Raw genomic sequence first — 17,140 nt, forward strand, 5'->3', positions numbered from 1 at the left:
AGTGGGGCTGGCAATCCGGGGGCCGAAATTCGGGCCCGCAGCCTGATTGTAGCGAGTTGGCCCGGACCCGGCACGCGGCGGCGCCGCGCAGCCACGTCCGCGCCCCCGCCGCGCTTACAGGCCGGTGTGGCGGGCGATATAGGCCTTCACTTGTGCGGCGTCGGCCGGCATCACCTCGAAGCGCTGCGGCAGGCTCTCGATGCCCTCGAACTTCGCCGGACGCTCCGGCTCATGGCCGAGCGCCTCGCGGATGGTGTCGGCAAACTTGGCCGGCAGCGCGGTTTCCAGCACTACCATCGGCACGCCGGCGCTGAGATGCTCGCGCGCCACCTTGATGCCGTCGGCGGTGTGGGTATCGATGGTGACGCCATAGCGCGACGACAGGTCGCGGATGGTTGCGAGCCGGTCCTCGTGGGTGCTGCGTCCCGAGACGAAGCCGAACGCGCGGATGCGGTCGAATTCCGGCGTGCCCGCCAGGTCGAAGCCGCCGCGCTCTTCCACGTCGCGGAACAGCGCGGCCAGCTTGCCGGCGTCCTGGCCGAGCAGGTCGAACACGAAGCGCTCGAAGTTCGACGCCTTGGAGATGTCCATGCTCGGGCTGGAGGTGTGGTAGGTCTCGGCCGACTTGCGCACGCGGTAGGCGCCGGTGCGGAAGAACTCGTCGAGCACGTCGTTCTCGTTGGTGGCGACCACCAGCTTGTCGATCGGCAGGCCCATCATGCGCGCGATATGGCCGGCGCAGACGTTGCCGAAATTGCCCGATGGCACGCAGAACGAGACCTTCTGGCCCGGGCCGTCGGTCGCCAGCAGCCAGCCCTTGAAGTAATACACGACCTGGGCCACCACGCGCGCCCAGTTGATCGAATTGACCGTGCCGATCTTCTGGCGCGCCTTGAAAGCGTGGTCGTTGGAGACCGCCTTGACGATATCCTGGGCGTCGTCGAACACGCCTTCAATGGCGATGTTGAAGATGTTCGGGTCCTGCAGGCTGAACATCTGCGCGGTCTGGAACGCGCTCATCTTGCGATGCGGGCTCAGCATGAACACGCGGATGCCGCGCTTGCCGCGCATCGCGTATTCGGCGGCGCTGCCAGTGTCGCCGGACGTGGCGCCCAGGATGTTCAGCTCCTGCCCGGCACGCGCCAGCGCGTACTCGAACAGGTTGCCGAGCAGCTGCATCGCCATGTCCTTGAACGCCAGTGTCGGGCCGTTGGACAAGCCCAGCAGTTGCAGCTTCGTGCCGCCCTCTTCGCCCAGCGTGCGCAGCGGCGTGATGTCGGCGGTCTCGTCGCCGGCGCGCGCGTTGCAGTACACCTCTGGCGTATAGGTCTTGCGCGTCAGCGCGCGCAGGTCCTCGGCCGGGATGTCGTCGCAGAACTTGCTTAGGATCTCGTAGGCCAGGTCGGCATACGACAGCTTGCGCCACGCTTCGAGCTCAACGGCGCTGACCTGCGGATACTGCGCGGGCAGGTACAGGCCGCCGTCCGGCGCCAGGCCGCCCAGCAGGATCTCGGAAAACGATTGCGGCATTTCATGGCCGCGGGTCGACTGGTATTTCATGGGAATCGTCAGGTCCGGCGCTTAGTTCAGTTCTTCCATGCGCAGGCGCGTCACGGCGGACAGCACGGTGGGCAGCGCCTCGATCTTGTCGATCGCCGCGTTGACATGCTTTTCGCGCGTGATATGCGTCAGGATGATGATGTCGGTCTGCGGCTCGCCTTCGCGCGATTCCTTTTGCAGCATGGCGTCGATCGAGATGCCGCCCTCGGCCAGGATGCGCGTGATCTCGGCCAGCACGCCGGTCTCGTCGGCCACGCGCATGCGCAGGTAGTACGAGCTGTTGATCTCTTCGATCGGCAACACCGGCACGCTCGACAGCTCGTCCGGCTGGAACGCCAGGTGCGGCACGCGGTGCTCGGGGTCGGCCGTGTGCAAGCGGGTCACGTCGACCAGGTCGGCGATCACCGCCGAGGCGGTCGGCTCGGCGCCGGCGCCCTTGCCGTAGTAGAGCGTGGCGCCGACGGCATCGCCCTGCACCAGCACCGCGTTCATGGCGCCTTCCACATTGGCGATCAGTCGCGTGGCCGGCACCAGCGTCGGATGCACGCGCAGCTCGACGCCGTCGTCGCGGCGGCGGGTGATGCCCAGCAGCTTGATGCGGTAGCCCAGCTCCTCGGCATACTTGATGTCGGTGGCCGACAGCCTGGTGATGCCTTCGACGTGGGCCTTGTCGAACTGCACCGGCATGCCGAACGCGATTGCGCTCATCAGCGTGACCTTGTGCGCGGCATCGACGCCTTCGATGTCGAAGGTCGGGTCGGCCTCGGCGTAGCCCAACTGCTGCGCTTCCTTCAGGACCGCGTCGAAATCCAGGCCCTTGTCGCGCATCTCGGACAGGATGAAGTTGGTGGTGCCGTTGATGATGCCGGCGATCCACTGGATGCGGTTGGCGGTCAGGCCTTCGCGCAGCGCCTTGATGATGGGGATGCCACCGGCCACCGCGGCTTCGAAGGCCACGATCACACCCTTGTTGCGCGCGGCTTCGAAGATCTCGTTGCCGTGCACGGCCAGCAACGCCTTGTTGGCGGTGACCACGTGCTTGCCGTTCTCGATCGCCTTGAGCACCAGCTCGCGCGCGATGCCGTAGCCGCCGATCAGTTCGATGACAATATCGATATCCGGGCGCGTCACCACCTGGTTGGCGTCGCTGACGATCTCCACTTCCCCGTTGGTCAGTTCGCGCGCGCGTTCGGTGTTGAGATCGGCCACCACGGCAATCTCGATGCCGCGGCCGGCGCGGCGGCGAATTTCTTCCTGGTTGCGCTTGAGCACGTTGAACGTGCCGCTACCGACGGTACCGATGCCGAGCAGGCCAACTTTGATGGGGTTCATGGACAATCTTCTGAGTTGCTAAGGATGGGTTGCGGCGCGGCCGGGGGAAATCAGGCCGCTGCCTTGCCGTGGCGTTTTCGGTACGCCTCGAGGAAGCGCGCGATGCGGCCGATGGCCTCGCGCAGGTCTTCCTCATGCGGCAGGAACACGATGCGGAAATGGTCGGGCTTGGCCCAGTTGAAGCCGGAGCCCTGCACCAGCAGCACCTTGGACTCCTGCAGCAGTTCATAGATGAACTCCTGGTCGTCCTGCACCGGGTACATCGACAGGTCCAGCTTCGGAAACAGGTATAGCGCGGCCTTGGGCTTGACGCAGGTCACGCCCGGGATCGCGGTGATCAGGTCATAGGCGAGGTCGCGCTGGCGGCGCAGGCGCCCACCTTCGGCGACCAGGTCGTTGATGCTCTGGTAGCCGCCCAGCGCGGTCTGGATCGCCCACTGGCCCGGCACGTTGGCGCACAGGCGCATCGACGACAGCATGTTCAGGCCTTCGATGTAGTCGATGGCCGGGCGCTTGTCGCCCGACACCACCATCCAGCCGGCGCGGTAGCCGCACGAGCGGTAGTTCTTGGACAGGCCGTTAAAGGTTACCGTCAGCACGTCGGTCGACAGCGAGGCGATCGAGGTGTGGGTGTTGCCGTCGTACAGGACCTTGTCGTAGATCTCGTCGGCGAAGATGATCAGGCCATGCTCGCGCGCGATCGCGACGATCTCGCGCAGCAGTTCGTCCGAATACAGCGCCCCGGTAGGGTTGTTCGGATTGATGATGACGATGGCCTTGGTATGCGGCGTGATGCGCGCGCGGATATCGGCCGCATCGGGCATCCAGTCGTTGGACTCGTCGCAGATATAGTGCACCGGCGTGCCGCCCGACAGGCTCACCGCGGCGGTCCACAGCGGATAGTCCGGCGCCGGCACCAGCACTTCGTCGCCGGTATTGAGCAGCGCGTTGACGGCCATCACGATCAGCTCGGAGGCGCCGTTGCCCACATAGATATCGTCCAGGCCGACGCCTTCGATATTTTTTTGCTGGGTATAGTGCATGATCGCCTTGCGTGCGGCGAAAATGCCCTTGGAATCGGAATAACCTGCCGAATTCGGCAAGTTTCGCATCATGTCCTGCTGAATCTCTTCGGGGGCGTCAAAACCGAATACGGCCAGGTTGCCGATATTCAGCTTGATGATCTTGTGCCCTTCTTCCTCCATCTGCTTGGCCTTTTCCAGCACCGGACCGCGGATGTCGTAGCAAACGTTATTGAGTTTGTTGGATTTCTGGATGGGTTTCACGGCGATGTCGGCAAGCGTGGCGTGCCGCGTCGGCGGCACCGGACTGGGAATCGGGGCGAATCTGAAAGAATGCGGAGGCGCCGTCCGCTGCGATGCAACGCCAACGTGGCAGACAGGGAGGCAAAAGCTATAATTTATCGGATTATGACAGACTTCGGCAGGGATTCTTGCATTGCAGCGTGCGCTATCCGCGCGCACCGCTGCCGCCTGCTTGCTGTCGCCCGTCCGCTATTGCCCGTCCATTGCGCCGCCCGGCCCGCCTGCCCTCCGCCTCGCGGACCGGCGCGCCAGCCCGCGGCGGCCACCGCCGAGACTCCCAAGTGAAACTCCACGCCGACCAGCCCCAGTCGCTCAACACCGTCACGGCCTACGGGCCCGGGTATATCGAAATCAACCTCGTCCGCCACACCAATTCGGTCCTGGTCATGCCGGAGGGCGAAGTCCGGCCCTGGCCGGTCAGCCGCTTCGAAGACCTGGAGCCTGCGCATTTCGAGCAACTGGCCGAATTGGGGCCCGAAGTGGTGCTGCTTGGCACCGGCGCGCGGCTGCGCTTTCCGCACCCGCGCCTGACCGCATCGCTGGCGCGCCGCCATGTCGGCGTCGACGCCATGGACATGCAGGCGGCGTGCCGCACCTACAACATCCTGATGGCCGAGGGCCGCAAGGTGGCGGCGGTGCTGCTGCTCGAGCCGGGGGCCGCCTGAAGCGCCTCCCGGAAAAGTTGAGCGGGCGCCACGCTTGAAGTCCGCGCGAGGCGCCCCAATCTGCTCGCGCTGAGGCGGCAGCCCCTCTCCCGATTCCAACGATCTCACCGATCCCTGCCCCTCCCCCCAAGGAGCCACAAGCATGACCGTCAGTCTCAACAAGGCCATCCCCGACTTCAGCGCGCCGATGACCGGCGATGCCACCTTCCGCCTGGCCGACTACCGCGGCAAGACGGTGGTGCTGTACTTCTACCCGAAGGACAACACGCCGGGCTGCACCACGGAGGCGATGAACTTCCGCGACCAGTATGAGGATTTCGAGAAGGCCGGCGTGCAGGTGTTCGGCATCTCGCGCGACAGCTTGCGCTCGCACGAAAATTTCAAGGCCAAGCTTGAACTGCCGTTCGAACTGATCTCCGATGCCGACGAAAATGTGTGCACATTGTTCGACGTCATCAAGATGAAAAAACTGTATGGCAAGGAGCACCGCGGCATCGAGCGCAGCACCTTTGTCATCGACGGCAAGGGCATCCTGCGACACGAGCTGCGCGGCATCAAGGTGCCCAGCCACGTCGACGAAGTGCTGGAGATGGTGCGCGGCATCTGAAGCATCGCTGGCCGCCAGCGTTGCCCGTAACGGATTCGATCCGGACGCGCTGTGGCAGCTGTGGCAAACCGCTGTGACAAACGCTAGGAAACCCAATTGCCAAACCCAAAGCCTTCAGATACATTGGCCCGTAATGAGTTCAGATTCCGGATGCCACGCTGTTTCGACTCCCCGGCCCAGGCGCTTCGTGCCACAGGCCGGTAGCGGACCTGCCGTGTCGGCAGTCCGCCAAAGAGCCGCCAACCCTGTTCCACAGGCATGGCGGCTTTTTTGTTTGCAGCCGCGTCTGCGCTCATGCCTGTCCGCGCCGGGTGTCTCGCGCCTGCATGCCCCGGCCATGCTCCGCCACGCCGTATCGCACGCGTCGGCTATCGCCGATGATGCGCGGCGCCGCGGACCGGACAGCCCCGCCCCCTTCTTGTCCCCCTGAAAGGAAAGCCAAGCATGCCGCTGCCTACCATGCCCGCCAAGCCTGCCCAATTGCTGGACCCGAGCGAGTTTGCTCCGGTTTCCGCGGTGCCTAAGGCCAAAGCCGCCACACAGGGCAAGAAACCTGTGCCGGCGCTCGAGCGCGTGGCATTGCTGGAAACCGGCGATACGCAGGCGCCTGAAGTCCAGGCCCGCGCCGCCGGCGGCACCCGCGCCCGCAGCACCGAGACGCCGGCGGTATCGACCCCGGCCGTCACCGCCGCCCCGGTCAGCCTGGTCAAGCCGTCGACCGGCCCCACGCGCCGCGCGCGCAAGGCCGAAGGCCCGAGCAAGCTGTTCGTGCTCGACACCAACGTGTTGATGCACGACCCCGCCTCGCTGTTCCGCTTCGAAGAGCACGACATCTACCTGCCGATGATGACGCTCGAAGAACTGGACAACCACAAGAAGGGCATGAGCGAAGTTGCGCGCAACGCGCGCATGGTCAGCCGCACGCTCGATTCGCTGGTGGGCGGCACCGACGGCGTGCTCGACGAAGGCCTGCCGCTGGCCAGGCTGGGCAACCGCGATGCACAGGGCAAGCTCTTTTTCCAGACACGCCTGAACGACATCAAGCTGCCTGAAGGGCTGCCCCAGGGCAAGGCCGACAACCAGATCCTGGGCGTGGTCAGCGCGCTGCAGCAGCAATATCCGGAGCGCCAGGTCGTGCTGGTGTCGAAAGACATCAACATGCGCATCAAGGCGCGCGCGCTGGGCCTGCCGGCCGAAGACTATTTCAACGACCAGGTCCTCGAAGACAAGGACCTGCTCTACGCGGGCGTGATGCAGCTGCCCGGCGACTTCTGGACCAAGCATGGCAAGGGGGTCGAAAGCTGGCAGGATCCCAAGTCCGGCGCCATGTTCTACCGCCTTACCGGTCCGCTGGTGCCGTCGTTCCTGGTCAACCAGTTCGTCTACCTCGAGCCCGTGGACGGCAGCCTGCCGCTCTATGCGCAGGTCAAGGAGATCAACGGCAAGACCGCGCTGCTGCAGACGCTGAAGGACTACACGCACCACAAGAACAATGTGTGGAGCGTGACCGCGCGCAACCGCGAACAGAACTTCGCGCTCAACCTGCTGATGAATCCGGACATCGACTTTGTCACGCTGCTGGGCCAGGCCGGTACCGGCAAGACGCTGCTGGCGCTGGCGGCAGGCCTGGAGCAGGTGCTGGACCAGAAGCTCTACAACGAGATCATCGTCACCCGCGCCACCGTGCCGGTGGGCGAGGACATCGGCTTCCTGCCCGGCACCGAGGAAGAGAAGATGCAGCCGTGGATGGGCGCCTTCGACGACAACCTCGAAGTGCTGCAGAAGAGCGACGACAGCGCCGGCGACTGGGGCCGCGCCGCGACGCAGGAGCTGATCCGCTCGCGCATCAAGGTCAAGAGCATGAACTTCATGCGCGGCCGCACCTTCGTCAACAAGTTCGTCATCATCGACGAGGCGCAGAACCTGACGCCAAAGCAGATGAAGACGCTGGTGACGCGCGCGGGTCCGGGCACCAAGATCATCTGCCTGGGCAATATCGCGCAGATCGACACGCCCTACCTGACCGAGGGCTCATCGGGCCTGACCTACGTGGTCGACCGCTTCAAGGGCTGGAGCCACAGCGGCCATATCACGCTGGCGCGCGGCGAGCGCTCGCGCCTGGCCGACCACGCCGGCGACGTGCTCTGACGCGGGCAGCGGCCCGGCGCCCTGCTACGTGGGGTTGCCCGGGCCCGCTGCCGTGATCGGCAAGCGCAATGCGGCTATGATGTCCGCAGCTCCGCTTGTTGTCCCGCATCCCCACTGGAGGCGTCGATGAACCCACAGCATCTCCGCCTGGCCGCGCTGATCGGCGCCGCCATGTTCCTGGCCAGCCCGCTCCAGGCGCGCGCCGCGGCTGACGACCTGGTGATCCGCACCATGGGCCCGGTCAGCTATGTCTGCGGCGGTGTCGCCGAAGACGAGCGCGAGGCGCTGGCCGCGCGCGAGAAGGATTTCAATATCGGCATCGTGTTCACGCAGGGCGCCGCGGGCGAGTTCCTGTCCGACGTTGCGGTCAAGCTGGTGCGCGACGAGCAGGAGGTTGCCACCTTCCGCGCCGCCGGCCCCCGCTGCCTGATACGTGCGCCCGAAGGCAGCTACAATATCGAGGCCAGTTACAAGGGCCAGCCCAAGTCGATCAAGGTCAGCACCGGTACGCGCAACGCCCAGCTACGCTGGTAGCGGCAAGGTTTCGGTGCGCCGGCAGGCCCGCGACCGGAATCCAGGGATGCCATTGCGCCGTACCAGCAGCTCTTCCAATCCTCCCGCAGTGCCCGTGCCGCTGGCCCGCGCCGGCCTGCCGCTGCTGTGCGCCGCCGCCCTGGTGCTGGCGGCGTGCGCCAGCGCCCCGCCGTCTCGCCATGGCGGCCCGCCGCGTCCGCCCGGCAAGCCCATGGTCGATCCCAGCGCCGGGCTCGAGGAAATCTCGATCCAGGCGATGTCGCTGGTCGGCACGCCATACCGCTACGGCGGCAACACGCCGGACGCCGGCTTCGACTGCAGCGGGCTGGTGCGCTATGTGGTATCTCGTGCCGCCAACGTGAACCTCCCGCGCACCACCGAAGCCATGGGGACCCGCGGCACCACGCTCGACCGCAGCGAAGTCGCTTCCGGCGACTTAGTGTTCTTCAATACCACCGGACGCGCCAACTCGCACGTCGGCATCTACGTCGGCCAGAACCGCTTTGTCCATGCGCCATCGTCCGGCGGCACCGTGCGGCTTGAGGACATGGGCAAGCCCTACTGGGCCACGCGCTACAACGGCGCACGGCGCGTGGTGGCCGGCGCGATCAACCAGCCGGCGACTCCAATCCCCGCTCCGGCCCCGACTCCGCTGGTGCCGGAACCGGCCCCCCTGCCCGACGACGACGATCCCATCGCCGCCTTCGTCAACCGCTGAACGCGCGGCACCCGGGCAAACAAAAAGCCAGGCATCTGCCTGGCTTTTTGCACGAGCGACCGATCCGCGTTAGAGGATATGGCGCCCGATCCACCATGCGATCGCCGCCATGAACGCCGAGGCCGGAATCGTCAGCACCCAGGCCCAGACGATATTGCCCGCCACACCCCAGCGCACCGCCGACATCTTCTGTGCCGAGCCCACGCCGACGATGGCGCCGGTGATGGTATGCGTGGTCGAGACCGGCACGCCCAGCGCCGAGGCAAAGAACAGCGTCATGGCGCCGCCGGTCTCGGCACAGAAACCGCCGACCGGCTTGAGCTTGGTGATCTTCTGGCCCATGGTGCGCACGATGCGCCAGCCGCCGAACAGCGTGCCCATGCCGATGGCGACGTAGCAGCTGACGATGACCCACGTCGGCGGCTGGCCGCCGGCGACCACATGGCCGCTCGCGATCAGCAGCATCCAGATGATGCCGATGGTCTTCTGCGCGTCATTGCCGCCATGCCCCAGGCTGTACATCGAGGCCGAGACCAGCTGCAGGCGGCGGAACCAGCGGTCCACGCGCGACGGCGGCGTGCGGAAGAAGGTCCAGCCCACGATCACCATCATCAGCGAGCCGAGGATGAACCCGAGCAATGGCGAAATCAGGATGAAGGCAACGGTCTTCAGCAAGCCGCTGCCCACCAGCGCACCGGTGCCGGCCTTGGCCACCGCCGCGCCCACCAGCCCGCCGATCAGCGCGTGCGACGAGGATGACGGAATGCCGTAGTACCACGTGATGACGTTCCAGGCGATCGCCCCGACCAGCGCGCCGAAGATGACGTAGTGGTCGACGATATTGACATCGATGGTCCCCGTCCCCACCGTGGCCGCCACCTTGAGGTGGAAGACAAAGATTGCGACGACGTTGCACATCGCCGCCATCGCCACCGCATGGTGGGGCTTGAGCACGCCCGTGGACACCACCGTGGCGATCGAGTTGGCCGCGTCGTGGAAGCCGTTCATGAAGTCGAACAGCAGTGCCAGCGCCACCAGCAAGGCGATCACCCACAGGCTCATTTGTATGGTCTGCATGCCGATAGCCGCCTCAGGCGTTTTCCAGGACGATGCCTTCGATGATGTTGGCGACGTCCTCGCACTTGTCGGTGATCGTCTCGAGCTGTTCGTAGATCGCCTTCAGCTTGATCAGGCGCTTGACGTCGGTCTCGTCGCGGAACAGCTTGGACATCGCCGAGCGCATCACGCGGTCAGCCTCGGATTCCAGCTGGTCGATCTGCTGCGCAGTCTTCAGGATGGTGCTGGCATTGCCCATGTCCTCGAGCAGGCCCACCGCGATCTTGACCTGGTCGCAGCACTGCACGCAGATCGCGGCCAGGCGCAGCGCCTCGTCGGTCAGGTTGGTCACGTCATAGAGCGAGATGGTCTCGGCCACGTCTTCCATCAGGTCCAGGATGTCGTCCATGGTCGTGATGAGCTTGTGGATTTCGTCACGGTCCAGCGGCGTGATGAAAGTCTTGTGCAGCAGGTCGATGGTGTCGTGCGTGATGCGGTCGGCCTTCTTTTCGGTGGCCTGGACGCGGCGGGCATGGGCCTCGGCGTTGGGCAGGTCGTTGACCAGCGCCTGCAGTTCATGGGCGGCGGTCACCGCGCAGTCGGCATGCTGGTTGAAATATTCGAAGAACTTGCCCTCGGTGGGCATGAATCGGCCGAACATGGAATGTTCCTTGTGGCAGCGTGCTGGCGCTGCGGATGGTGTTGCGGGATTAAGCGGACGCGTTGCATGACCGCCGCGCGCAGCGGCTGTCATCAAAGCGCAATATTTTACAGGGTTAGCGGGACATTGCCCGCGAATTTGGCGCAAACGAGACGGGATGGCACCGAGGATGGCTGCCCCGCTTGACTTCGTCAGGTGTCGTTGTCGAAGAAAGCCGGGCCGCCGCTGAAGTTGTCGAACTTCGTGAACTGGCCGAGGAAGGTCAGGCGCACCGTGCCGATCGGGCCGTTACGCTGCTTGCCGATGATGATCTCGGCGGTGCCCTTGTCCTGCGAGTCGGCGTTATAGACTTCGTCGCGGTAGATGAACAGGATCACGTCGGCATCCTGTTCGATAGCGCCGGATTCGCGCAGGTCGGACATCACCGGGCGCTTGTTGGGACGCTGCTCCAGGCTTCGGTTCAGCTGCGACAGCGCGATCACCGGGCAATTCAGCTCCTTCGCCAGGCCCTTCAGGGAACGGGAAATTTCTGAAATTTCCGTGGCGCGGTTCTCGCCGCCACCCGAACCCGACATCAGCTGCAGGTAGTCGATGATGATCAGGCCCAGCTGCCCGCACTGGCGTGCCAGGCGGCGCGAGCGGGCGCGCAGTTCCATCGGGTTCAGCGCCGGGGTTTCGTCGATGAACAGCTGGGTGTCGTTCATGCGCTGGATCGCATGCGTCAGCCGCGGCCAGTCTTCGTCGAGCAAGCGCCCGGTCCGCAGCCGGTGCTGGTCGAGGCGGCCGACCGAGCCCAGCATACGCATGGCCAGCTGCGTGCCCGCCATTTCCATCGAGAACACGGCGACCGGCAAGCCCTGCTCCACCGCCACGTGCTCGCCGATATTCAGCGAGAACGCCGTCTTGCCCATCGACGGGCGGCCGGCGACGATGACCAGGTCGCCCGGCTGCATGCCGCTGGTCATCTTGTCCAGGTCGATGAAGCCGGTCGGCACGCCGGTGACATCGGTGGTCGAATCGCGGTGATACAGCTCGTCGATGCGCTCCACCACCTGGGTCAGCAGCGGCTGGATTTCCTGGAAGCCCTTCTGCCCGCGCGAGCCCTCTTCGGCGATCGCAAAGACCTTGGACTCGGCCTCGTCGAGCAACTCGCGCACTTCGCGGCCCTTGGGCGCGAACGCGGCTGAAGCGATATCGTCGGCCACCGTCACCAGCTTGCGCAGCACCGAGCGCTCGCGCACGATTTCCGCGTAGCGGCGGATATTGGCCGCGCTGGGGGTGTTCTGCGCCAGCGAATTCAGGTACGCCAGCCCGCCCACCTCTTCGGCCTTGCCGGCCACTTGCAGCATCTCGTAGACCGTGATCACGTCGGCCGGCTTGGTGGCCGAGATCAACCGGGCGATGCTCTGGAAGATCATCCGGTGGTCGAAACGGTAGAAATCCGCCTCGGAAAGAAAGTCCGCGATGCGGTCCCAGGCGGCGTTGTCCAGCAGCAGGCCACCCAGCACCGATTGCTCGGCTTCGATGGAGTGCGGCGGGACCTTGAGGTTATCGAGTTGGGGGTCGGCGACGGGCGCGTTCATGGGGAGGGATTATAACGGCGGGCGGACACACTTCGACGTACATTTGGCGACTGCGCCGTCAAAGGCAGGCGGGCAACAAAAAAGGCAGGAGCCGGGGCTCCTGCCTTCTTTGCCATGCTTGCGGGCTTTGGCCGGCGCGATGCGCTGGCCGAGGCGGCGCGTCCTTAGACGCTCTCGCCCACCACCGACACGGTCACGTCGACCACGACGTCCGTGTGCAGCGCAACGCTGACCGGGTGGTCGCCGACCATCTTCAGCGGACCGTTCGGCATGCGAACCTGAGCCTTTTCCAGCTTGTAGCCTTGGCCAGCCAGGGCTTCAGCGATGTCGGCGTTGGTCACCGAACCGAACAGGCGGCCGTCGACACCCGACTTCTGCGAGATCTGGACGGTCAGGCCGTTCAGCTTCTCGCCTTCGGCTTGCGCGGCGGCCAGCTTCTCGGCGGCGGCCTTCTCCAGCTCGGCGCGCTTGACTTCGAATTCGGCGATCGCGGATTGCGTGGCGCGGCGGGCCTTCTTGCCCGGGATCAGGAAGTTACGGGCGTAACCGTCCTTCACCTTGACGATGTCACCCAGGTTGCCCAGGTTGACGACTTTTTCCAGCAGAATGATTTGCATCGTGTTCTCTCCTTGACGGACCTAGGGCCTGATCAGTTCTTGTGCAGGTCGGTGTACGGCATCAGCGCGAGGAAACGCGCGCGCTTGATGGCCGTATCCAGCTGACGCTGATAGTGGGCCTTGGTACCGGTCAGGCGGGCCGGCGTGATCTTGCCGTTGTCGCCGATGAAGTCCTTCAGGGTGTCCAGATCCTTGTAGTCGATCTGTTCCACGCCAGCCACGGTGAAGCGGCAGAAGCGCTTGCGCTTGAACAGCGGGTTCTGTTGCTGGAAGCGCTTCTTGTTCTTGTTGTCACGTTTGACGAATGCCATGATTCAATCCTTTTCGAATGCTTTACATCCAGTGATGTGAAAGACGAGAGCCTTGCTGTTGCGGTGCTTGCGGGTCAGGAATCCTTCGCAGTCGAGCAGCGTGCCGAGCGGCAGCCGCTCCAGACGCTGGCCAACCTGGCCGATCCCCATCGCTGCGATTGCAAACTCGACCTGCCGCGGCGTGTTCGCCTCGACGGCCTCGCCGCTGTACTGCAGGATGCAGTTGACGACGGGGACCCCGGCCGGGGTATAGCGCAGGGCATCGCGTTCCGCCAGGGTGGCGGCAAGCCGAAGCTGGTTCAACGCGGGGCCTCTTGCTGGTTGCAATCCTTGCTGTTTCCCGTGCCCTGGCCGACGCTGTCAGCCACGGCGCGCACCGCAGTCCGCACTCAGGCGGCCTGGGCTTCGGTGGTCGTTTGCGCGGCCTTGCGGGCTTCTTCGCGCTGCACTTCCTTCATCATCGGCGAAGGTGCGGTCTCGGCCTTCTTGGTCTGCACGATCAGGTGGCGCAGGACGGCGTCGTTGAACTTGAACGCGTGTTCCAGTTCAGCCAGCGTTTCCTTGCCGCATTCGATGTTGAGGCAAACGTAGTGAGCCTTGGCCAGCTTCTGGATCATGTAAGCCATCTGGCGACGGCCCCAGTCTTCCACGCGGTGAACGTTGCCGTTCTGCGAGGTCACGAGCTGCTTGTAGCGCTCGATCATGGCCGGCACTTGTTCGCTCTGGTCCGGGTGGACGATGAAGACGATTTCGTAATGACGCATTGACGCTCCTTTTGGGATTAGCCACCCGGGCGTCACGAGTCCGGTGTGGCAAGGTTAAATAGCCTTAAATTATAGCCCGCCGCACGGCATCAGCGCAAGCCACTGATTACACGGGCAAATCAGGCACTGGCGAACACCGCCTGCAGCCTCGCCGGATCGCGCGCCAATCCCGCATCTGCCGCCAGGGCAAACGCCAGCAACACGCGCGCCTTATAGGGGTTGAGGTCCGCGGCCGACACGAACACACCGTCGGCAGGACTCGGTTGCGGCGGGATCGCCACATGGCCCGCACCGGTACGCGAACTGCGCACCACCGCCATCCCGGCTCCGGCGGCGTCGGCGAGCGCGGCTGCCAGCACCTCATGGACCGAGCCATTGCCGGCCGCGGCCACCACCAGACCGGCGACACCAGCCTGCACCAGCGCATCCACCACCACCCGCCCAGGCTGGGCATAGCTCGCCACGATCTCCACCACCGGCCAGGCCGCCGGCATCGGCCCGATGATCGACGCCGCCCGCGGCGACCGGACAAAGCGCACATATTCATCCTGGACGAAACCCAGCGGCCCGCACGGCGAAACAAAGGCATCCACCGCCGACGTATGCGCCTTGGCCACGTCGCGCGCCGCGTGGATTTGCTGGTTCAGCACCACCAGCACGCCCTTGCCGCGCGCATCCGGATGGCCGGCGACGCGCACCGCATCCAGCAGGTTCAGCGGCCCGTCCGCCGACAGCGACGTCGACGGACGCATCGCCGCGGTCAGCACCACGGGCACCGGGCACGATTGCGTCAGGTGCAGCGCCATCGCGGTTTCTTCCAGGGTGTCGGTGCCGTGCGTGATCACGATTCCGGCAACGTCCGGCTGCGCCGACCAGTGCCCCACCCGCGCCGCCAGTGTTTGCCAGAGCGCGAAGGTCATGTCCTTGCTGTCGACCTGCGCCACCTGCTCGGCCTCGATGCGGGCGACCGACCGCAAGGGCGGCACCGCGGCCAGCAAGGAGGCCACCGGCACGGTCGCCGCCTGGTAGCGGGCGCTGCTGGCGGCGCTGCCGGCCGCGCCGGCGATGGTGCCGCCAGTGGCCAATACGACAATGCGGGGCAATTGGGTCATGGGATCGCGCAAGGAATCGTTGTGGAAGGCAACCGCGATTGTAGCGGGCGCACGCGCCTTGCCGCTGCCGGGACCAGGCGCACTGCGGACGTCCATGCGACACGCCTCAAAATTCTGCTTGCGCTGACGCCGATACTGTATAAAATCACAGCATACTGTTTAAACATACAGTGCCCGGCCCGCCGGACGCAGGATAACGGACCAGAGTTCCCCGTCATCCGGCCCAGGGGCCCTGCACGGAACGGCGATCCCATGGCGACCCTGACACCCCGGCAGCAGCAGATTTTCGATCTGATCCGCAACACGATCCGCCGCACCGGCTTTCCGCCCACCCGCGCCGAGATCGCAGCGGAGTTCGGTTTTTCCTCGCCCAATGCCGCGGAAGAACATCTGCGCGCACTGGCGCGCAAAGGCGTGATCGAACTGACGCCGGGCGCGTCGCGCGGCATCCGACTGAAGGTAGCGCGCAGCGATTCGGAACTGCCGGACCAGTTCTCGTTGCCGATGGCCGGCGTCATGCAGCTGACGCTGCCGCTGGTAGGGCGCGTGGCGGCCGGCAGCCCCATCCTGGCCGCCGAGCATATCGACCGCCAGTACCAGGTCGATGCCTCGGTCTTCGATGAGCGCCCGGATTATTTGCTGCGCGTGCGCGGGCTGAGCATGCGCGACGCCGGCATCCTCGACGGCGACCTGCTCGCGGTGCGCCGCGCCAGCGAAGCCGCCAACGGCAAGATCGTAGTCGCGCGACTGGGCGACGACGTCACCGTCAAGCGCCTGCAGCGGCGCGGTGGCCATATCGAACTGATTGCCGAGAACCCCGACTTCACCAACATCATCGTCGAGCCCGGTGAAGAGTTCTCGCTGGAAGGCATCGCCGTCGGGCTGATCCGCTCTTCCGGTTTCTAGCGGCCACGATCGCGGGCGGTCAGCCCGCGCGGGCCCACCCGCTCCCATTGCTTTGCAGATGCCGCCCGGCTTGCCGGGTGTTGACCCCGCTTTGCCAAAAAAGAGGTGCCACCATGCCGCAAATCCACCACGTCGCCGCCCGCCGTCCGGTCAAGCCCGTGCCGTTTCGCCAGAGCAAGGGCGTACGCGTCTATCAGGGTACGCAGCGCCGTACCATGGTCGGCAGCATGGCCGCAATCTGCCGCATGCTTGAACTGGAAACCTCCGAAAAACTGGCCGCCTGATATTCGCGGACGCCTTCGACGCGACTGCTCCGCCTCGGTCAGCTACGCGCGCACGCCTTCGCTTCAGCTTCCAGTTCCACCGGCGTCAGCTGGGGAAACCAGGTATCGGTCTTGCGCAATTCCAGCGCGGTGCCGTCGGCCTGTGCCGTCAGCGAGATCAGGTAGGCGTATTGGTATTGGCCGCTTGCGACGGTCTGGCCGATGCGGATTTCGGTTTGATTTTTCGCGGGCAACTGGACCAGCGTCGCGTCATCGCCGAGGTTGTTGCGCAGGCACTTCGCGACATCGGCCATCTTGGCCGGCGTGAACAGGCGCATCGGCGGGCGCGCGCGGACATCTTTCTCGGAAGTACCCGTGGCACACCCTGCCACCATGGTTGCCATCGCTACGCCAATCAGTGCCGCTCGAACAGACATACCACCCCCGGGGAATGCAAAACGGCGCCCTTGCGAGGCGCCGTTCTGGAAAATGCTTGGGGTGGCTGATGGGACTCGAACCCACGACGACAGGAATCACAATCCTGGACTCTACCAACTGAGCTACAGCCACCGTAGAGGTCATCAGCGAAGCGCTGATCGACGAAAAACAAGATTATACAAACAGATTTTCGAGATGGCTAGTATCCCGCACAAAAATTTTTGCCGGACAGGGTCAGGATCGCGGCGGGCTCCATTTGGCCTCGAGCAGGACCGCCTGCTTGATGGCTGCGATGGTTTCTGCTTCGGTATCAAATTGCCCCAGCAACCGGCGTGACTTGCCATTCAGCACGGCTTCCTGCAGCGCCTTGCCTGCGGCAGCGGAAGTACCGGGGTGCCAGCAGTAGCGCGCCGTCCATTTACCATCCTGGAGCTGCTCGGCCACCCAGATCACCCTGAAGTCTTCATAGACGACGCCGAACGGCGCTTCGTTTTCCACGTTGTCTTTGTCCATGCTGCCTCCCCGCCGGCACAGTCCGCA

20 protein-coding genes and 1 tRNA gene are annotated in these 17,140 nt (G+C 65.0%); 7 read left to right on the forward strand and 14 right to left on the reverse strand.

Annotated features, from left to right (window positions below; genetic code table 11):
- Window positions 1-114: 114 nt before the first annotated feature.
- The 3 genes from thrC to ACOCMH_RS26195 are packed head-to-tail and all read right to left on the reverse strand — an operon-like array spanning window position 115 to window position 4,178.
- On the reverse strand, window positions 115-1,560 hold the full coding sequence (gene thrC / locus ACOCMH_RS26185) for a threonine synthase (protein WP_427309989.1): 1,446 nt from the start codon (window positions 1,558-1,560) through the stop codon (window positions 115-117).
- A gap of 21 nt (window positions 1,561-1,581) precedes the next feature.
- On the reverse strand, window positions 1,582-2,892 hold the full coding sequence (locus ACOCMH_RS26190) for a homoserine dehydrogenase (RefSeq protein ID WP_427309990.1): 1,311 nt from the start codon (window positions 2,890-2,892) through the stop codon (window positions 1,582-1,584).
- 50 nt (window positions 2,893-2,942) lie between these two features.
- Window positions 2,943-4,178, reverse strand: coding sequence for a pyridoxal phosphate-dependent aminotransferase (locus ACOCMH_RS26195; protein WP_427309992.1), 1,236 nt, complete (start codon window positions 4,176-4,178; stop codon window positions 2,943-2,945).
- A gap of 320 nt (window positions 4,179-4,498) precedes the next feature.
- Here ACOCMH_RS26195 and ACOCMH_RS26200 point away from each other — a divergent pair, with 320 nt between their 5' ends.
- From ACOCMH_RS26200 to ACOCMH_RS26220, 5 genes are all read left to right on the forward strand, one after another.
- Complete coding sequence (locus ACOCMH_RS26200) at window positions 4,499-4,882, forward strand: Mth938-like domain-containing protein (RefSeq protein WP_427309994.1); 384 nt, start codon at window positions 4,499-4,501, stop codon at window positions 4,880-4,882.
- Window positions 4,883-5,024: 142 nt separating this feature from the next.
- Window positions 5,025-5,489 (forward strand): peroxiredoxin, encoded by a 465-nt coding sequence (locus ACOCMH_RS26205; protein WP_427309996.1) that lies wholly within the window; start codon window positions 5,025-5,027, stop codon window positions 5,487-5,489.
- A gap of 444 nt (window positions 5,490-5,933) precedes the next feature.
- Window positions 5,934-7,637, forward strand: coding sequence for a PhoH family protein (locus ACOCMH_RS26210; protein ID WP_427309998.1), 1,704 nt, complete (start codon window positions 5,934-5,936; stop codon window positions 7,635-7,637).
- Window positions 7,638-7,763: 126 nt separating this feature from the next.
- Window positions 7,764-8,171 carry a hypothetical protein gene (locus ACOCMH_RS26215; RefSeq protein ID WP_427310000.1) on the forward strand — a complete coding sequence of 136 codons (408 nt, stop codon included), beginning with the start codon at window positions 7,764-7,766 and terminating at the stop codon, window positions 8,169-8,171.
- 46 nt (window positions 8,172-8,217) lie between these two features.
- Window positions 8,218-8,889: a C40 family peptidase gene (locus ACOCMH_RS26220; RefSeq protein ID WP_427310002.1), complete on the forward strand. Its 672-nt coding sequence runs from the start codon at window positions 8,218-8,220 to the stop codon at window positions 8,887-8,889.
- Between the two features lie 69 nt (window positions 8,890-8,958).
- Here the strand turns inward: ACOCMH_RS26220 and ACOCMH_RS26225 are convergent, their stop codons facing one another.
- The 8 genes from ACOCMH_RS26225 to ACOCMH_RS26260 form a co-directional block, all read right to left on the reverse strand.
- Window positions 8,959-9,966, reverse strand: coding sequence for an inorganic phosphate transporter (locus ACOCMH_RS26225; protein ID WP_171516880.1), 1,008 nt, complete (start codon window positions 9,964-9,966; stop codon window positions 8,959-8,961).
- A gap of 13 nt (window positions 9,967-9,979) precedes the next feature.
- Window positions 9,980-10,606 (reverse strand): DUF47 domain-containing protein, encoded by a 627-nt coding sequence (locus tag ACOCMH_RS26230; RefSeq protein ID WP_010809517.1) that lies wholly within the window; start codon window positions 10,604-10,606, stop codon window positions 9,980-9,982.
- Window positions 10,607-10,797: 191 nt separating this feature from the next.
- Window positions 10,798-12,189: a replicative DNA helicase gene (locus ACOCMH_RS26235; RefSeq protein ID WP_115661877.1), complete on the reverse strand. Its 1,392-nt coding sequence runs from the start codon at window positions 12,187-12,189 to the stop codon at window positions 10,798-10,800.
- 164 nt (window positions 12,190-12,353) lie between these two features.
- Window positions 12,354-12,806 (reverse strand): 50S ribosomal protein L9, encoded by a 453-nt coding sequence (gene rplI, locus ACOCMH_RS26240; RefSeq protein ID WP_171516881.1) that lies wholly within the window; start codon window positions 12,804-12,806, stop codon window positions 12,354-12,356.
- Window positions 12,807-12,838: 32 nt separating this feature from the next.
- The gene (gene rpsR, locus ACOCMH_RS26245; RefSeq protein ID WP_006163606.1) at window positions 12,839-13,117 is read right to left on the reverse strand and encodes a 30S ribosomal protein S18; all 279 of its coding nucleotides are present in this window, start codon (window positions 13,115-13,117) and stop codon (window positions 12,839-12,841) included.
- Window positions 13,118-13,120: 3 nt separating this feature from the next.
- The gene (priB, locus tag ACOCMH_RS26250) at window positions 13,121-13,420 is read right to left on the reverse strand and encodes a primosomal replication protein N (RefSeq protein WP_427310005.1); all 300 of its coding nucleotides are present in this window, start codon (window positions 13,418-13,420) and stop codon (window positions 13,121-13,123) included.
- Between the two features lie 86 nt (window positions 13,421-13,506).
- Window positions 13,507-13,881 carry a 30S ribosomal protein S6 gene (gene rpsF / locus ACOCMH_RS26255; RefSeq protein WP_427310007.1) on the reverse strand — a complete coding sequence of 125 codons (375 nt, stop codon included), beginning with the start codon at window positions 13,879-13,881 and terminating at the stop codon, window positions 13,507-13,509.
- Window positions 13,882-14,000: 119 nt separating this feature from the next.
- Window positions 14,001-14,993, reverse strand: coding sequence for an asparaginase (locus tag ACOCMH_RS26260; protein WP_427310009.1), 993 nt, complete (start codon window positions 14,991-14,993; stop codon window positions 14,001-14,003).
- A gap of 252 nt (window positions 14,994-15,245) precedes the next feature.
- Between ACOCMH_RS26260 and lexA the strand changes: the two genes are divergently transcribed.
- Both lexA and ACOCMH_RS26270 read left to right on the forward strand, forming a co-directional pair.
- On the forward strand, window positions 15,246-15,899 hold the full coding sequence (gene lexA / locus ACOCMH_RS26265; RefSeq protein WP_171516884.1) for a transcriptional repressor LexA: 654 nt from the start codon (window positions 15,246-15,248) through the stop codon (window positions 15,897-15,899).
- A gap of 113 nt (window positions 15,900-16,012) precedes the next feature.
- The gene (locus ACOCMH_RS26270; protein ID WP_427310010.1) at window positions 16,013-16,183 is read left to right on the forward strand and encodes a hypothetical protein; all 171 of its coding nucleotides are present in this window, start codon (window positions 16,013-16,015) and stop codon (window positions 16,181-16,183) included.
- Between the two features lie 38 nt (window positions 16,184-16,221).
- Here the strand turns inward: ACOCMH_RS26270 and ACOCMH_RS26275 are convergent, their stop codons facing one another.
- The 3 genes from ACOCMH_RS26275 to ACOCMH_RS26285 all read right to left on the reverse strand — a co-directional run bounded on the left by ACOCMH_RS26275 (window position 16,222) and on the right by ACOCMH_RS26285 (window position 17,113).
- A complete protein-coding gene (locus ACOCMH_RS26275) occupies window positions 16,222-16,566 on the reverse strand; it encodes a hypothetical protein (protein ID WP_427310011.1) in 345 nt (114 codons plus the stop codon).
- 90 nt (window positions 16,567-16,656) lie between these two features.
- Window positions 16,657-16,732 (reverse strand) — tRNA-His (locus ACOCMH_RS26280).
- Between the two features lie 102 nt (window positions 16,733-16,834).
- Window positions 16,835-17,113, reverse strand: a complete 279-nt coding sequence (locus tag ACOCMH_RS26285) for a hypothetical protein (RefSeq protein ID WP_427310013.1) — start codon at window positions 17,111-17,113, stop codon at window positions 16,835-16,837.
- Between the last annotated feature and the right edge of the window lie 27 nt (window positions 17,114-17,140).

The organism is Cupriavidus sp. H39 (assembly GCF_050271075.1).
GTDB lineage: Bacteria > Pseudomonadota > Gammaproteobacteria > Burkholderiales > Burkholderiaceae > Cupriavidus > Cupriavidus necator_B.

Bases quoted from the DNA above. Each gene is read 5' to 3' on its own strand.
- ACOCMH_RS26235 (WP_115661877.1), bottom strand. From the start codon at position 12,189: ATGAACGCGCCCGTCGCCGACCCCCAACTCGATAACCTCAAGGTCCCG.
- rpsR (WP_006163606.1), bottom strand. From the start codon at position 13,117: ATGGCATTCGTCAAACGTGACAACAAGAACAAGAAGCGCTTCCAGCAA.
- ACOCMH_RS26190 (WP_427309990.1), bottom strand. From the start codon at position 2,892: ATGAACCCCATCAAAGTTGGCCTGCTCGGCATCGGTACCGTCGGTAGC.
- ACOCMH_RS26220 (WP_427310002.1), top strand. From the start codon at position 8,218: ATGCCATTGCGCCGTACCAGCAGCTCTTCCAATCCTCCCGCAGTGCCC.
- ACOCMH_RS26260 (WP_427310009.1), bottom strand. From the start codon at position 14,993: ATGACCCAATTGCCCCGCATTGTCGTATTGGCCACTGGCGGCACCATC.
- ACOCMH_RS26215 (WP_427310000.1), top strand. From the start codon at position 7,764: ATGAACCCACAGCATCTCCGCCTGGCCGCGCTGATCGGCGCCGCCATG.
- ACOCMH_RS26225 (WP_171516880.1), bottom strand. From the start codon at position 9,966: ATGCAGACCATACAAATGAGCCTGTGGGTGATCGCCTTGCTGGTGGCG.
- ACOCMH_RS26210 (WP_427309998.1), top strand. From the start codon at position 5,934: ATGCCGCTGCCTACCATGCCCGCCAAGCCTGCCCAATTGCTGGACCCG.
- rplI (WP_171516881.1), bottom strand. From the start codon at position 12,806: ATGCAAATCATTCTGCTGGAAAAAGTCGTCAACCTGGGCAACCTGGGT.
- rpsF (WP_427310007.1), bottom strand. From the start codon at position 13,881: ATGCGTCATTACGAAATCGTCTTCATCGTCCACCCGGACCAGAGCGAA.
- ACOCMH_RS26285 (WP_427310013.1), bottom strand. From the start codon at position 17,113: ATGGACAAAGACAACGTGGAAAACGAAGCGCCGTTCGGCGTCGTCTAT.
- ACOCMH_RS26275 (WP_427310011.1), bottom strand. From the start codon at position 16,566: ATGGCAACCATGGTGGCAGGGTGTGCCACGGGTACTTCCGAGAAAGAT.
- lexA (WP_171516884.1), top strand. From the start codon at position 15,246: ATGGCGACCCTGACACCCCGGCAGCAGCAGATTTTCGATCTGATCCGC.
- thrC (WP_427309989.1), bottom strand. From the start codon at position 1,560: ATGAAATACCAGTCGACCCGCGGCCATGAAATGCCGCAATCGTTTTCC.
- ACOCMH_RS26205 (WP_427309996.1), top strand. From the start codon at position 5,025: ATGACCGTCAGTCTCAACAAGGCCATCCCCGACTTCAGCGCGCCGATG.
- ACOCMH_RS26270 (WP_427310010.1), top strand. From the start codon at position 16,013: ATGCCGCAAATCCACCACGTCGCCGCCCGCCGTCCGGTCAAGCCCGTG.
- ACOCMH_RS26230 (WP_010809517.1), bottom strand. From the start codon at position 10,606: ATGTTCGGCCGATTCATGCCCACCGAGGGCAAGTTCTTCGAATATTTC.